The following is a 14,053-nucleotide window of genomic DNA, read 5'->3' on the forward strand; positions in this document are numbered from 1 at the left end:
GTCGCGCGCTGGATGGTTCAATCCGAGGAATGCGTCAACGCCAGAACGTCTTTATCGCCCGCGCTTCCCCTGCCAGAAAGTGACGGATTTTCCATAAAAAACTTGTGACAGCTGAACAGATCATCACGCCCGACCGGTAGGTGGCGGACATAGCGGCCATCGGGCTGAAGCAGCCAGCTTTGGGCCTCATCGGCAAGATTGGCGGCCATGATCTGGCTGGTGATCTGGGCCTTGACCGTCTCGTTCAAACATTCGACCAGCGTCTCGACGCGGCGCGACAGGTTGCGTCCCATCCAGTCAGCCGAGCTGATGAAAACCCGTGCGCGCTTGGACGGAAGCCCCTGACCATTGCCAAAGCAGACAATGCGGGAATGTTCCAAAAAGCGCCCGACGATCGATTTGACGCGGATATTCTCCGACAGGCCCGCAATGCCAGGACGCAGGCCGCAGATGCCGCGGACGACAAGGTTGATCTTCACCCCAGCGGCGCTGGCATCGTAAAGTGCCTCGATAATATCTTTTTCGATCAAGCTGTTCATCTTGGCCCAGATTTCCGCCGGGCGCCCCTGACGGGCAAACTCCGCCTCGCGGCCAATCAGCTCTAGCAGGCGATCCTTTAGGTTCAGCGGCGAGATGGCCAGATTTTCCAGCTCGCTTGGCTGAACATAGCCGGTCAGAAAGTTGAACACTTTCGACGCATCGCGCCCCAGCGCCGCATCACAGGTGAACAGCGACAGGTCAGTATAGATCCGCGCGGTGATCGGATGATAGTTCCCGGTGCCAAAATGGGTATAGGTCACCAGCTGGTCGCCCTCGCGGCGCACCACAGTCGAAATTTTGGCATGTGTTTTGTACTGGGTAAAACCATAGACCACATGGGCGCCCGAACGCTCGAGCCGACGTGACTGGCGAATATTCGCCGCCTCGTCAAAGCGGGCCTTCAGTTCGACCAGCGCCGTGACGGTTTTTCCGGCCTCGGCCGCCTCGCACAGGGCCTCGACGATGGGACTGTCCCGAGAGGTGCGGTAAAGCGTCTGCTTGATCGCCAGCACATTGGGATCGCGCGCTGCCTGAGCCACAAAGCGCACCACCATATCGAAGGTCTCGTAGGGGTGATGCAGCAGCATGTCCTTTTGCCGGATGGCCGCGAACATATCGCCATCATGGTCCTGGACCCGTTCGGGCACACGCGGGGTGAAGTTGGGCCATTGCAGATCACGGCGGCTGTCGAGCACCAAAGCGCCCAGATCAGCCATGCCCAGCAAGCCCTCCACCTCGACCACCTCTTCGGATTTGACCTCGTGCTTTTCCATGATCAGACGGCGCAGCCGGTCGGGCGCGCCGGCCGTGATCTTCAGCCGGATGACCGAGCCGCGACGGCGGCGTTTCAGCGCGGTTTCAAACTCGCGCACCAGATCTTCGGCCTCTTCCTCGACCTCCAGATCGCTGTCGCGCAGCACGCGAAAGGCGCAATGGCCCGTGTCGCGATAGCCGGGAAAAAGGCTGCGCAAATGCATCAGCAACAGATCTTCGAGCCGCAAAAAGCGCGTGCCGCCCGGCAGCGGGATAAAGCGATCTATCTGCTGGGGGATGGGCAACAGCGCCTGCATCTGGCGGCCATCGCTTTCACGCTCCAGCTCCAGCGCCAGCGAAAATCCAAGATTGGGTATGAAGGGGAAAGGATGGGCCGGATCTATCGCCAAAGGCGAAAGCACCGGAAAGACATCCTCGATGAAATAGCGCCTCAAAAACGCCTCTTCGGCGCGGGTCACGCGTGAGCGCGACAAAATGGTAATATCGGCCAGCTCCAACTCGCGGCGCAGCACGGTCCAGACGGATTGCTGTGCGGCCATCAAGCGGCGCGCATCGCTGTTGACCAGCGCCAATTGCTCGGCCGGGCTCAGCCCATCATCGGATGGGGTCGCATTGCCCTCGCGCACCAATTCGCGCAGCCCCGCCACGCGAACCGTAAAGAATTCATCCAGATTGGTTGCCGAAATCGACAAAAACCGCAGCCGTTCAAGCAAGGGAACCCGCGGGTTGCGCGCCTCGTCCAGCACACGCCAGTTAAAGCTAAGCCAGCTGACCTCGCGGTTAAAAAAGCGCGCATTCCCCTGTGGCGGACCATCGGGATATTCGCGCTTGGCGGGCATGGGGGACTTGAGGAAATCGGCTTGTGTCATCTGGATCGATATCAAAGGGACCTAGCGGGTAGGATCGATCGGGATCATGCGTCCGGTTCAAAGAGCTTGTCCAGCCATTCCGCAGCCAATCTGCGTGTAATTGCGCGATGATCCGCCATTGCGGCGCGGTCGATCTCAAAGACCAGACGGCGCGCCAGATCAAAGTCGCGGTCCATGCGCAAAGACAGAAATTCGATCACATCACGCGGGACCGAGATCTGCCGATCCGCAAAGAGCTTGACCAGAACTGCCGCCAAAAGCCCTTCGTCGGGCGGGCCCAGCTCGACCGTGGTCAATGCCTCCATGCGCGACAACAGATCGGGCAGCACAATCCCCCAATTGCGTGGCGGCTGGCGCGCGGTCAGCAAAAGCAGGCAATTGCGCTCGACGCTGAGGTTCCACAGGTGAAACATTGCCTGTTCAGCGCCTGCGGCAAGGCCGATGCGATGGGCATCCTCGATCACCAGCGCCCCATCATGGGCCACCAGCACATCCAGCGTTTCGATCCGCAAGGCGGCTGCGGATTGGCGCATGGCCCCGTTCTCGGCCGCCCAAAAGCGCGAAATATGCGATTTTCCCGACCCTGCGCCGCCCAATAGCAAAAGCCGCCCCTGTGGCCATAGCTCGGGCCGGTTCAGCATGGCCAAAGCATCGTGATTTGCCGAAGTGACCAGAAAATCCGCTCGGGACGAGGCCGGTGGCCCGGCAAGATCAAAGGTCAACTGGCGTGACACGTTTCAGCCGTCCTTATGCAAGGGCTTTTCGGGGGCTTTCGCGCCACGAAGATCGGGGGATTTCTCGGTCGCTTTGGCCTCGGCTTTCAGCTCGGCTTCGTGGCGGCGGCGCAGCTCTTCTTCCAGCTCGTCCCGCCGAATGGCGGCAATCGCCAACTCGCGAGAGACAAGCGCCATGTTGCGCTTCTCTTCGGTGGTGCCGGCAGGGACGATCTCGACCAGGGTCGGCTGGGCGGGTTGCGGCGGAACCTCTCGACCTGTGTAAAGCGCGCTTTCCTTATAGCGTACGGCGCCAAATCGCACCAAAACCCCCAATGCTGCGGAAAGCGGAACCGCGACAAGCAGGCCGACGAAACCAAACAGCGTGCCAAAGACCGAAAGCGCCAGCATCAGCCAGACCGGATGCAGACCGATATGCCCGCCCACGATCTTGGGTTGAAGGTAATTGCCCTCGACGATCTGGCCGATGGCAAAAACCGCAATCACCGCCCCAATAGAAAAGGGCTGCCCCCAAAAGGAAAAAAGGGCGACACCAATCGCCGTGGCGCCCCCCACGACCACCCCGACATAGGGAATAAAGGACAGCGTCGCGGCCAGAACGCCGATGGCAATGCCAAAAGGCAGGCCGATGATGGCCAGCGAGATCGAATAGAAAGTACCAAGGATCAGGATCACCAAGCCCTGCCCGCGCATAAATCCCGACAGGACATCATCGATTTCGCGCGCCAGTTTCCGAATCGTCGGCGCGCCCTCACGCGGCAGCAGCTCGTCCAGCCGCTCGACCATATTGTCCCAATCCAGCAGCAGATAAAATGCCACGACCGGCACGATCACCATCAATGCGATGACGCTGACAATGCCCATGACCGAGCCCAGAACGGTCGTCAGCAGCTCGCCCCCGCGCTCGCTGATGGTCTTACCGATGTTTTGCAGCGCCGTATTGACCGGGCTGCCCTCGGTCAAAAGATCGGGAAAGCGTGTCTGAAGGAAATTTTGCAGCTTGGTCGCCATTTCTGGCGCGGTCTGGATCAATTGCGAGGTCTGGCGGATCAGAACCGGCATGAACACCAGCATCACGACCACGAAAACCAGCACCACCAACAATGTGATCACGACGACGGACAGGGTCCGCGACAGGCCCTTGCCCTCTAACCAATCGGCCACCGGATCAAGCAGATAGGCAATTCCCGCCCCGATCAGGAACGGCAGAACCGCATTACCCAGCCCCCAAAGAACCAGCAGGAACACTGCCAGCGCGACGCCCCAGTACCAACTTTGTTTATACGCGGGCAGCCGCATCGGCATTCTCCATTCTAATCGGGGCAAATGTGGAGTGAAGCGGCCCCGCTTGCAAGCAACCCCGTTGCCGCGCGTGGCCCAGTACGATAACCCGGTGCGTACAAATCAAGAGGTTTCCGTCATGCGTCTGTCGCGCTACTTCCTGCCCGTTCTGAAAGAGGACCCGAAAGAGGCCCAGATCGTCAGCCACCGCCTTATGCTGCGCGCCGGCATGATCCGTCAGCAAGCTGCCGGCATCTATTCTTGGCTGCCGCTTGGCTACAAGGTCTTGAAGCGGATCGAACAGATCGTTCATGAAGAACAGCAGCGCGCGGGCCATATCCCGCTGTTGATGCCGACGCTTCAGACGGCGGATCTGTGGCGCGAATCGGGCCGCTATGATGCCTATGGCGACGAGATGCTGCGCATCACCGACCGCCAGAAGCGTGATCTTCTTTATGGTCCCACCAATGAAGAGATGATCACCGACATCTTCCGCAGCTATGTCTCGAGCTATAAATCGCTGCCGCTGACGCTGTATCACATCCAATGGAAGTTCCGCGACGAAATGCGCCCGCGTTTTGGCGTCATGCGCGGTCGCGAATTCCTGATGAAAGACGGCTATAACTTCGACCTGACCAAGGAAGATGCGCTGCACGCCTATAACCGCCATCTGGTCAGCTATCTGCGCACCTATGAGCGAATGGGCCTGCAAGCGATCCCGATGCGCGCCGACAGTGGCCCGATCGGCGGCGAAGATACTCATGAATTCCTGGTTCTGGCCGATACGGGCGAATCCGAGGTGTTCTATGACAGCCAGATCACCGATCTGAAATTCGGCCAGCGCGAGATCGACTATACCAATGTTGAACAGTGCCGCGCGGTTCTGGATGAGTTCACCTCGCGCTATGCCCGCACCGACGAGACCCATGACGAGGCGGTCTTTGACAAGGTCCCCGAGGAACGTCGTCGCACCGCACGCGGCATCGAAGTTGGCCAGATCTTCTACTTCGGCACCAAATACTCCGAGCCGATGGGCGCCACGGTCGTCAATGACAAGGGCGAACATGTGCCGGTGCATATGGGCTCGCACGGCATCGGTGTCTCGCGGCTTTTGGGCGCGATCATCGAGGCCAGCCACGACGATAAAGGCATCATCTGGCCCGAGGGCGTCACGCCTTACCATGTCGGGATCGTCAACCTGAAACAGGGCGATGCTTCGACCGATTCCGCCAGCGAGGCAATGTATCAAGAGCTGCAAAATGCTGGGCTTGATCCGCTTTACGACGACCGTGACGAGCGGGCCGGGGCGAAATTCGCGACGATGGATCTGATTGGCCTGCCCTGGCGCATCACCATCGGCCCGCGCGGCCTGGCGGCAAACAAGGTCGAGCTGACCAACCGCCGCAGTGGCGAATCCGTCGAAATGTCGCCCGCGGATGCGGTTGCGCGCCTTAAAGAGATCTATCAGCCGATCTTTGACGCGAGCTATCGCGGATGAGCGCGCTCCGCCTGATCATGGCACTGGTCCTGGCCTCGCTGCTGTCGCAGTTCCCGGCCTTTTCAGACCAATATGTGCAAAGATTGGGTGGACAGGTGGATGCTTTGTCTCGGGTTGCTGGCGAATTTGATGCCAGCGCCACCAAGGCAGGGCTAACGCGCGAGGCGGCGCTGGCGGATCTATCCGGCAGCGCCTTTCGCGACACCCATCAAGATGACATGCGCACGGTTTTTTCTCGCCTGGACAAGGCCCGTGCCGACCTTGAACTGCTGCGCAAGGCCACCCCGCTGGAGCGCATGACCCTGCCCCAACGTTTCCGCGACCTCGAAACGCTGACAGCGACCTGGCATGATTTCAAACCAGCCCTGCCAATCACCACAAGCGGTCTGATCGCAGCCGCCGTCGGCTTTGCGATTGGCTGGATGCTGGCAGTGATAATCGGCATGCTTTTCCCACGCCGCCAACGCTTGGGCTGGCGGTAAAGCCAAAGGTGACGTGCTGGGAAGGCCAAGGCGGGTGATCTTGTGACCCGCCCCAGCGCCGCCCGATTGCGGTAAATCCAGCATGTCGCCGTGGCGCACCGCCGCCAAGACTAAGGATCAAGTCAAAAAAAACCGGCCCCCTGAAGGCCGGTTTTTTTATGATCTTTCGGGGCTATCACGCCAAGCGGGGTAGTCACCCCAAGGCCTACCGTGCCCGCAAAGCCCTAGCGGCCAAGATGCAGGCAAGGCATGGATTTAGTCGATCAGCACACCAGCAAGTGAGTTGGCCGAGGAATGGCTGATGCGTACGCGCACCAGATCCCCGATCTGGGCCTTGGGCGCATCCACAAAGACCGCATGCAGATATTCGGATTTTCCGACCATCTGACCTTCCAGACGACCGGGCTTTTCAAACAGCACGCTCAGCTCGCGGCCCACCATGCTTTCCTGCGCCGCCTTTTGCTGACGGCTTAGCAAGGCCTGCAATTCCTGCAGGCGGGCGTCGGCCAGCGCACCGTCGATTTCGGGGCGATCAGCTGCCGGAGTGCCGGGACGGGGGGAGTATTTGAAACTATAGGCCATGCCGAAATTTACGGCCTCGATCAGACGAAGCGTAGCTGCATGATCTTCGTCGGTTTCGCCGGGAAAGCCCACGATGAAATCCGAGGTCAGGATAATGTCCGGGCGCGCATCCTTGATCCGGTCAATCAGGCGCAGATATTGCTCGGCGGTGTGTTTGCGGTTCATCGCCTTGAGGATACGATCAGAACCCGATTGTACAGGCAGATGCAGATAAGGCATCAGCTTTGGCTCAAGGCGGTGCGCCTCGATCAAATCATCGGTCATGTCGTTGGGATGGCTGGTGGTATAGCGGATACGTTCCAGCCCGTCGATTTCCGCCAGTGCTCGGATCAGGCGCCCAAGGCCCCAATCCTTGCCATCCGCGCCCGCACCGTGCCAGCCATTCACGTTCTGCCCCAAAAGGGTCAGATCGCGCACGCCGCGCGACACCAGATCGCGCGCCTCGGACAAGATGCGCTCGACCGGGCGGCTAACCTCGGCACCGCGGGTATAGGGCACGACGCAAAAGGCGCAGAATTTATCGCACCCTTCCTGAACCGTCAAAAAAGCGGCCGGCGCGCGACGGGTTGCGGTGGGCTTGGGCAGATGTTCGAATTTGTCCTCGGCCGGAAACTCCGTATCAACCCCGCCCCCATCGCGCACCATCTTGGGCAGGCGATGATAGGCTTGGGGGCCGACGACCAGATCAACAAGCGGCATACGCCGCTGGATCTCGGCGCCCTCGGCCTGTGCGACGCAGCCCGCAACCCCGATTTTCAAATCGGGGCGCTCTGCCTTAAGCGGCTTCAACCGGCCCAGGTCGGAATACAGCTTTTCCGCCGCCTTTTCGCGAATATGACAGGTGTTCAGCAGCACCATATCCGCATCATCGGCAGTCTCGGTCAGAACATAGCCTTCGGCGCCCATCGCCTCGGCCATTCGCTGACTGTCATAGACATTCATCTGGCAGCCATAGGTCTTGATAAAGAGCTTTTTTGCCCCCTGCACCGTCTCGGTCATGTCACAATTTCCCTGGAAACTTCCGCTCCCGTTACAGGATTGCGCAGAAATTGGAAAGCACCGCGCTAAGATTTGACCACACGCCCGGCCCAAAGCCCGCCAAATTGCGCGCGCGGCGCGAGGCTAAAGCGTTGCTCCGTCCGAGTTGGGGGCATAATCTGACGACATGAAATTCGTAAGCGACCTGACCAGCATCACCAATATCGGCCCAGCGACGGCCAAGGCGCTGATTGCTGCCGGGGTCCAAGATGCCGCCATGCTGCGCCGCATCGGCGCGGATGAGGCCTATCGCGCCATGATCTTGAACAAAGAGCGGCCGCATTTCATTGGCTATTACGTCTTGCACATGGCGCTGCAGGGCCGCCCCTGGAATGATTGCCGTGGTCCTGAAAAGGCGATCTTGCGCCAGCGCTTTGACGCTTTGGTCAGCGAATGTCGCAAAAGGCCCGGCGCGGATGAGCTGCCCCATGATCTGGCTATGGCCATCGACAAGATCGGGCTGACAATGACGCAAGATCCGCATTTTTCAGGCCATTGAATTGCGCCAATCGCAGCGCTAGCCTGATAGAAACCGCCTTATTCTAGGAGTGTTGCCGATGACCACGCCGCAAAGCTGGGAAGCCCGCGCAGAGGAATATTCGCTTTACGGTTTCACCGACATGCCCTCGGTGCATCAGCGCGGAACTGTGGTTCTGACCCATGGTGAGGGGCCTTATGTCTTTGACACCAATGGCAAGCGCTACCTGGATTCCAACTCTGGCCTTTGGAATATGGTCGCGGGTTTTGACCATAAGGGCCTGACCGAGGCCGCCAAGGCGCAATATGACCGCTTTCCCGGCTATCACTCTTTCTTTGGCCGCATGTCAGATCAGACGGTGATGCTGTCTGAAAAACTGATCGAGGTTTCGCCCTTTGATCGTGGCCGGGTGTTTTACACCAATTCCGGCTCTGAGGCGAATGACACGATGGTCAAGATCTTGTGGTTCCTGCACGGATCTGAAGGCAATCCCAAAAAGCGCAAGATCCTGACCCGCTGGAACGCCTATCATGGGGTGACGGCGGTATCTGCCTCGATGACCGGCAAGCCCTATAACGAGGTTTTCGGCCTGCCCCTGCCCGGCTTTATCCATTTGACCTGCCCCCATTACTGGCGTTTTGGCGCAGCCGATGAGACCGAGGCCGCGTTTGTGCAGCGCCTTGCCCGCGAATTGGATGAGACCATCCAGCGCGAAGGCGCCGATACGATCGCAGGCTTTTTCGCCGAGCCGGTGATGGGCGCAGGCGGGGTCATCCCCCCGGCCAAGGGCTATTTTCAGGCGATCCAGCCGATCTTGAAAAAATACGGGATCCCGCTGATCGCGGATGAGGTCATCTGTGGCTTTGGCCGGACCGGGAACACCTGGGGCAGCCAGACCTATGACTTCACCCCCGATGCGATCATCTCGTCCAAGAACCTGACGGCAGGCTATTTCCCCATGGGCGCCGTGATCCTGGGCCCAGATCTGGCGGATCGCGTGCAAGATGCCGTGGAAAAGATCGAAGAGTTTCCTCACGGTTTTACCGCATCCGGCCATCCTGTGGGTTGCGCTATTGCCCTGAAGGCCATTGATGTCGTCATGAACGAAGGCCTGGCCGAGAACGTCAAACGCCTCGCGCCGCGTTTTGAGGCGGGGCTGCAAGAGCTGGCGAAAAATCCCAATATTGGTGAATATCGGGGCGTGGGCTTCATGTGGGCACTTGAGGCGGTCAAGGACAAGCCCACCAAACTGCCCTTTGATGCCAGCCTTTCGGTATCCGAGCGTATCGCCAACACCTGCACCGATCACGGGCTGATTTGTCGCCCCCTTGGTCAGTCAATCGTCCTTTGCCCCGCCTTTATCATGACTGAGGGCCAGATGGACGAGATGTTTGAGAAGCTGGAACAGGCGCTGAAACAGGTATTTGCCGAAGTCGCCTAGATCTGGGGCAAAGGCTGGGCGGGTGTCAGAACGGATCATACCCGCCCAAAACCATCCGCGCCATCTGCAGCCGCTCGGGCTTGATATTGGCTGAGGCGGCGAATTCCAGCACGCGCTGGTCATATTCCATCAGAAAATCCAAAACGAAAACCGCAAATTCCGGCTTGGCGGCCATGGCGCGCAATCCCGCGACATCAGCGCCGGTTTGGGCAAGCAATGCCCCGACCAGCTCGGGATCAGAAGCGATGAAAGCAAAGCCAGCATCGGCAATATCGCGGGCTTGGGTTGTGTTCATGGCAAGCTTTCCTGCTGGGTTTTTTCATATTCCGGCTTTCTAGCGCTTTGGAAACCCTTTGTTAATCGTTTGCGCGCAATCTGCAGGGGTAAGATTCTTCATGCGGTGGTGCAGATGACGGAACGTATTTTGGTGGTGGATGGTGTGCCAACCAATCGTATCGTTATGAAGGTTCGTCTTTCCGCCGCCTCGCATGAGGTCGCGGCGCTCAGCTCTGCCAAGGAAGCATTGCAGTATCTTCAATCTCACTTGCCGCGCATGATCTTGATCGGTGCAAGCCTGCCCGACAGCACCACTTTGCAGCTTTGCCGCGATATTCGCGCACTACCGGGATGTCAGCACATGCCGATCCTGCTTCAGGGCGCCAAGGGGCAAAATCTGGCTGCACTTCAGGCAGGTGCCACGACGGTTCTGGATCCAGACGAGGATGATCTGACATTATTTGCACGCATCCGATCGCTGCTGCGGCAATGTCATACCAATACCGATATTCAAAGCCCCGAGCTGTCTCTTCCATTGGCTTCGCCCGCGCCTCTTAGACATGGCAGGCCACATGCGGTTTTGATCGCCGATCAGGTGGGAACGGCGCTGTCGTGGCGCTATGCGCTGCAAGACCGCCTGTCTTGCGACATTTCCGTCTGCGACCCTGAACGCGCGCTGCTAGAGGCGCAGGCCGGACCAGGTGCCGATCTTTACGTGATTGCGGCAGATATTCAGCGCACGGATGACGGGCTGCGTCTGCTGTCAGAGCTGCGCTCGCGCCCCCACTCGCAGCATGCGGCCTTTGTCATCGCGCTGCGCCCCGAGCGCTCGGCAGCCATTGCGATGGCGCTTGATTTGGGTGCGGGCGATATTTTGCCTCACGCCCTTGGCCCCGATACCGTCGCCGCCGAAGCGGCCCTGCGCCTCAAGGCACAGCTCGAGCGTAAATTCCTGGCCGACCGCCAACGCCGAGAGGTGCGCCGCAACATCCTTTGGGCCATGACGGACCCGCTGACGGGGCTTCACAACCGCCGCTATGCAATGCCACGTCTGGCCGAGCTGATCGAAAGCTGTCGCCAGCAAAGCCAGCCCGTGGCCCTGCTTGCGCTTGATCTTGATCGCTTCAAATCCGTAAACGACCACTTTGGTCATGCTGCAGGCGATCAGGCCTTGATTGCCGTCGCCGAAAGGCTGCGTAACGCCCTTCCTACGGAAGCTTTGGTTGCGCGTATCGGCGGCGAAGAATTCATTGCAGCATTCCCCCTGCAACATCGTGATGAGGCGCTGGATCTGGCCGAAACCGTGCGTCTTTGCGTAAGCCAGACGCCCATGAAAGTGCAGGCCGAGCAAGGCGAGGTTGACTTGACGGTCACTGTATCAGTCGGCGTCTCGGTTTTGCCCAACTCCGGCCCCCACTCACCCCCCGTCAGCGCCGAGATTTTGCTGTCGCGCGCGGATCGCGCCCTGCTTTGCGCCAAATCCCAAGGCCGCAACCGCATCATCATGGCGCCCCAAGGCATGGCGGCCTAGAACGCCTCTGTGCGCAGGCGCGACACTATGCCGCCCCTCCAGTCTTTCCATTTTCCGCGTGGGGGATTATCTCTGAGACTGGCAATGCAAGGATGTCGCGCAATGGCACAGATCGATACCAACGAGAAAACTTCTGATCGTCCGTGGAAACCGGCTTTGCTGCGTGGTTTCCTGGGCCGCTGCCCCTCTTGCGGTCAGGGCAAGTTGTTCAGCCGGTACCTGAAGGTGAATGATAGCTGCCCCCATTGCAGCGAAGAACTGCACCACCAGCGTGCAGATGACGGGCCGGCCTATCTGACGATCCTGTTGGTTTCGCACCTTGGCACGCCAATTTTCATGTTGATGTATCTGGCCTATCGGCCCTCGCCCTTGACGCTGCTGTGGACTTTTTCACTAGGTGCGGTGGTGTCCTCGCTTTTGCTGCTGCCGCGGATCAAGGGTGGGTTCGTTGGCATGCAATGGGCACGGCGCATGCACGGCTTTGATCAGGATGCCTCTGTCCACGGGCATACGGCTGCTGCCTCGGCACATTGATGCAACCTGCCTCCCAGAAGGCGGCCACGCCCATTCGTGATGCCGCATCCATTCTGGTTGTGAACCGACAGGCCAAAGATGGCCCATCGATCCTGATGGGCCAACGCGGAAAATCGGCCGCCTTCATGCCATCAAAATATGTATTCCCGGGCGGCGCCGTCGATCCCGAGGATACTGGGGTTCTGTTGGGCGGTCAGCTTTCTGCCCAAAGCCACGACCGGCTGATGATGGAGCCGCGCAATGATGTGCCCACCGCGCCCTGCGCCATTGCGGCCGCCGCCCTGCGAGAGCTGGTCGAAGAGACCGGCCTGATCGCTGGTCGCCCCGGCACGCCGCCGCCGACATGGCCCAAATATGGCGCGGCGGGTCTTGCACCGGATCCTTCGGGCCTGATTTATTTCTTTCGCGCCATCACCCCGCCGCGTCTTTGCCGTCGCTTTGACGCCCGGTTTCTGCTGCTGGATGCCAACCGCCTGCACGGTGACATCACCGATTTTTCCGCAGCCGGGGACGAGCTATCCCACCTGCACTGGGTTCCCATCGATCAGGCGCGCAAGCTCGATCTGCCCTTCATCACCGAAATCGTGCTGGCAGAGCTGGCTCAGCTTCTTCAGGACTGTGCAAATGCTCCGCTTGTCGACCCGGCGCGCGTGCCCTTTTTCGACAATCGCACCGACCAGCCCCGCTTTGCTCATATCACCTAATTGCCGGTAAAACGCGCAGGTCGCTTTTCGATAAATGCCGAAACGCCTTCGGAAAAGTCGCGACTTTTGCCCAAGGCCCCTTGCAGGCGCGCCTCAAGTTCCAATTGCTGTTGCAAATCATTGCTGGCCGACGCGGCCAATGCTTCTCGCACGGCCAAAAACGCCTGAGTTGGCCCCTGAGCCAGCGTCATTGCCCGGGCCATGACCGCGCCGTCGAACTCTGCATCCGGAACGGCCTCCCAGATCATGCCCCAATCGGCGGCTTGATCGGCACTGATCTTATCCGCAAAAAGCATCATTCCTGCGGCTCGGGCCAGCCCCACGCTACGCGGCAAAGCATAGGTGCCGCCTGCATCCGGCATCAAACCAATACGGGTAAAGGCCTGCATAAAGGCCGCGGATTGCGCGGCAATCACCACATCGGCCGCCAGTGCAAGGCTAGCCCCGGCGCCTGCCGCCATGCCGTTCACGGCGGCAATCACCGGGACGGGCGCTTGGCGGATCGACCACAACATCGGCTCGTATTCGTCACGCAGGATCTTTTCCAGATCAACGGGTTGGCTTGCGTCAGCCAGATCCTGCCCCGAGCAAAATGCCCGCCCTCGCCCCGTGATCACGGCGCAGCGCACGTCAGAGCCCAGCCCCGTCATCGCCTGGGTGATTTCCCCGCGCATTCGGGCATTGAGCGCGTTCATCACATCGGGGCGATCAAGCGTAATGACCGCGACGCCGTCGCTTTGGGAATAATCAATGGTTTGATAGCTCATGACGCCCTCTTCCTCGCATGCGGTCAGCTTGTCGCCTTTTGCATGCGAGGAAAAGCGCAATCCCGTTCACGGCTCGCGCATGATCCGGTCAAGCTGGGCCTTTTCGCCCTCGCTAAGCGCTTGGGGGGCTTGATCGTCACGGGCGCGGCTTTTCAGAAAGCGCCAGCCGATCAGCAGGGCAAGCAGTGCCATGATCGGACCAGCAAGCCACAAAAGCCAGTTCCAGCCACGAGCGGGCGGCTGGAAGAGGACGAACTCGCCAAAGCGGTCGGTGATCGCGGTCAGCGTCTGCTGATCGCTGTCACCTGCCACCAGCCGCTCGCGCAGGTAAAGACGCAGGTCGCGGCTGATGGGCGCATTGGATTCGTCAATGTTCTCGCCCTGACAAACCGGGCAGCGCAGCAGCTTAGAGATCTCGCGCGCCCGGGCCTCAAGTGCAGCATCAGGCAGCACCTCGTCAGGCTGAACCGCCAGCGCTGGTGCGGCAAAAATCAATGCAAGGCATAACAGCAAATACCGCATGA

The 14,053-nt window shown here is 59.7% G+C and carries 14 protein-coding genes; 7 read left to right on the forward strand and 7 right to left on the reverse strand.

Features of this window, described 5'->3' with window-relative positions; all coding sequences use genetic code 11:
• Nucleotides 1–17 precede the first annotated feature (17 nt).
• From RTS12_RS03545 to RTS12_RS03555, 3 genes are read right to left on the reverse strand one after another with little or no spacing between them, the layout of a single operon-like run.
• Nucleotides 18–2,183: an RNA degradosome polyphosphate kinase gene (locus RTS12_RS03545; protein ID WP_312525550.1), complete on the reverse strand. Its 2,166-nt coding sequence runs from the start codon at nucleotides 2,181–2,183 to the stop codon at nucleotides 18–20.
• A gap of 44 nt (nucleotides 2,184–2,227) precedes the next feature.
• Nucleotides 2,228–2,917 (reverse strand): DnaA ATPase domain-containing protein, encoded by a 690-nt coding sequence (locus tag RTS12_RS03550; RefSeq protein ID WP_312525553.1) that lies wholly within the window; start codon nucleotides 2,915–2,917, stop codon nucleotides 2,228–2,230.
• Nucleotides 2,918–2,920: 3 nt separating this feature from the next.
• The gene (locus RTS12_RS03555; protein ID WP_312525556.1) at nucleotides 2,921–4,216 is read right to left on the reverse strand and encodes an AI-2E family transporter; all 1,296 of its coding nucleotides are present in this window, start codon (nucleotides 4,214–4,216) and stop codon (nucleotides 2,921–2,923) included.
• A gap of 121 nt (nucleotides 4,217–4,337) precedes the next feature.
• Between RTS12_RS03555 and proS the strand changes: the two genes are divergently transcribed.
• Together proS and RTS12_RS03565 are read left to right on the forward strand one after the other, a co-directional pair.
• The gene (proS, locus tag RTS12_RS03560; protein WP_312525635.1) at nucleotides 4,338–5,696 is read left to right on the forward strand and encodes a proline--tRNA ligase; all 1,359 of its coding nucleotides are present in this window, start codon (nucleotides 4,338–4,340) and stop codon (nucleotides 5,694–5,696) included.
• Nucleotides 5,693–6,178: a DUF2937 family protein gene (locus tag RTS12_RS03565; RefSeq protein ID WP_312525559.1), complete on the forward strand. Its 486-nt coding sequence runs from the start codon at nucleotides 5,693–5,695 to the stop codon at nucleotides 6,176–6,178. The genes proS and RTS12_RS03565 overlap by 4 nt, the downstream gene beginning before the upstream one ends.
• A gap of 255 nt (nucleotides 6,179–6,433) precedes the next feature.
• Here the strand turns inward: RTS12_RS03565 and miaB are convergent, their stop codons facing one another.
• On the reverse strand, nucleotides 6,434–7,747 hold the full coding sequence (gene miaB / locus RTS12_RS03570) for a tRNA (N6-isopentenyl adenosine(37)-C2)-methylthiotransferase MiaB (protein WP_312525636.1): 1,314 nt from the start codon (nucleotides 7,745–7,747) through the stop codon (nucleotides 6,434–6,436).
• Nucleotides 7,748–7,925: 178 nt separating this feature from the next.
• On the opposite strand from miaB, the gene RTS12_RS03575 reads away from it, so the two are divergent.
• Both RTS12_RS03575 and RTS12_RS03580 read left to right on the forward strand, forming a co-directional pair.
• Nucleotides 7,926–8,297 (forward strand): TfoX/Sxy family DNA transformation protein, encoded by a 372-nt coding sequence (locus RTS12_RS03575; RefSeq protein WP_312525561.1) that lies wholly within the window; start codon nucleotides 7,926–7,928, stop codon nucleotides 8,295–8,297.
• A gap of 58 nt (nucleotides 8,298–8,355) precedes the next feature.
• Nucleotides 8,356–9,717, forward strand: coding sequence for an aminotransferase (locus RTS12_RS03580; RefSeq protein WP_312525563.1), 1,362 nt, complete (start codon nucleotides 8,356–8,358; stop codon nucleotides 9,715–9,717).
• A 25-nt stretch (nucleotides 9,718–9,742) separates the two neighbouring features.
• Here the strand turns inward: RTS12_RS03580 and RTS12_RS03585 are convergent, their stop codons facing one another.
• The gene (locus tag RTS12_RS03585; RefSeq protein WP_312525565.1) at nucleotides 9,743–10,012 is read right to left on the reverse strand and encodes a DUF3572 domain-containing protein; all 270 of its coding nucleotides are present in this window, start codon (nucleotides 10,010–10,012) and stop codon (nucleotides 9,743–9,745) included.
• A gap of 114 nt (nucleotides 10,013–10,126) precedes the next feature.
• Between RTS12_RS03585 and RTS12_RS03590 the strand changes: the two genes are divergently transcribed.
• From RTS12_RS03590 to RTS12_RS03600, 3 genes are all read left to right on the forward strand, one after another.
• Nucleotides 10,127–11,524, forward strand: a complete 1,398-nt coding sequence (locus RTS12_RS03590) for a diguanylate cyclase (protein WP_312525567.1) — start codon at nucleotides 10,127–10,129, stop codon at nucleotides 11,522–11,524.
• A 102-nt stretch (nucleotides 11,525–11,626) separates the two neighbouring features.
• Complete coding sequence (locus RTS12_RS03595) at nucleotides 11,627–12,058, forward strand: DUF983 domain-containing protein (protein WP_312525568.1); 432 nt, start codon at nucleotides 11,627–11,629, stop codon at nucleotides 12,056–12,058.
• The gene (locus RTS12_RS03600) at nucleotides 12,058–12,762 is read left to right on the forward strand and encodes an NUDIX hydrolase (RefSeq protein WP_312525570.1); all 705 of its coding nucleotides are present in this window, start codon (nucleotides 12,058–12,060) and stop codon (nucleotides 12,760–12,762) included. Before RTS12_RS03595 ends, RTS12_RS03600 begins: the two co-directional genes overlap by 1 nt.
• Here RTS12_RS03600 and RTS12_RS03605 read toward each other — a convergent pair.
• Nucleotides 12,759–13,529, reverse strand: a complete 771-nt coding sequence (locus RTS12_RS03605; protein WP_312525572.1) for an enoyl-CoA hydratase-related protein — start codon at nucleotides 13,527–13,529, stop codon at nucleotides 12,759–12,761. The two genes, RTS12_RS03600 and RTS12_RS03605, sit on opposite strands and share 4 nt — an antisense overlap.
• A 66-nt stretch (nucleotides 13,530–13,595) precedes the next feature.
• Nucleotides 13,596–14,051, reverse strand: coding sequence for a cytochrome c-type biogenesis protein (locus RTS12_RS03610; RefSeq protein WP_312525574.1), 456 nt, complete (start codon nucleotides 14,049–14,051; stop codon nucleotides 13,596–13,598).
• Nucleotides 14,052–14,053: the final 2 nt, after the last annotated feature.

The organism is Paracoccus sp. (in: a-proteobacteria) (assembly GCF_032007265.1).
Lineage (GTDB): Bacteria > Pseudomonadota > Alphaproteobacteria > Rhodobacterales > Rhodobacteraceae > Paracoccus.

Coding starts and splice junctions, on each gene's coding strand:
- RTS12_RS03595 (WP_312525568.1), top strand. CDS start 11,627: ATGGCACAGATCGATACCAACGAGAAAACTTCTGATCGTCCGTGGAAA.
- RTS12_RS03590 (WP_312525567.1), top strand. CDS start 10,127: ATGACGGAACGTATTTTGGTGGTGGATGGTGTGCCAACCAATCGTATC.
- RTS12_RS03545 (WP_312525550.1), bottom strand. CDS start 2,183: ATGACACAAGCCGATTTCCTCAAGTCCCCCATGCCCGCCAAGCGCGAA.
- RTS12_RS03610 (WP_312525574.1), bottom strand. CDS start 14,051: ATGCGGTATTTGCTGTTATGCCTTGCATTGATTTTTGCCGCACCAGCG.
- RTS12_RS03575 (WP_312525561.1), top strand. CDS start 7,926: ATGAAATTCGTAAGCGACCTGACCAGCATCACCAATATCGGCCCAGCG.
- proS (WP_312525635.1), top strand. CDS start 4,338: ATGCGTCTGTCGCGCTACTTCCTGCCCGTTCTGAAAGAGGACCCGAAA.
- RTS12_RS03580 (WP_312525563.1), top strand. CDS start 8,356: ATGACCACGCCGCAAAGCTGGGAAGCCCGCGCAGAGGAATATTCGCTT.
- RTS12_RS03565 (WP_312525559.1), top strand. CDS start 5,693: ATGAGCGCGCTCCGCCTGATCATGGCACTGGTCCTGGCCTCGCTGCTG.
- RTS12_RS03600 (WP_312525570.1), top strand. CDS start 12,058: ATGCAACCTGCCTCCCAGAAGGCGGCCACGCCCATTCGTGATGCCGCA.
- RTS12_RS03605 (WP_312525572.1), bottom strand. CDS start 13,529: ATGAGCTATCAAACCATTGATTATTCCCAAAGCGACGGCGTCGCGGTC.
- RTS12_RS03585 (WP_312525565.1), bottom strand. CDS start 10,012: ATGAACACAACCCAAGCCCGCGATATTGCCGATGCTGGCTTTGCTTTC.
- RTS12_RS03555 (WP_312525556.1), bottom strand. CDS start 4,216: ATGCGGCTGCCCGCGTATAAACAAAGTTGGTACTGGGGCGTCGCGCTG.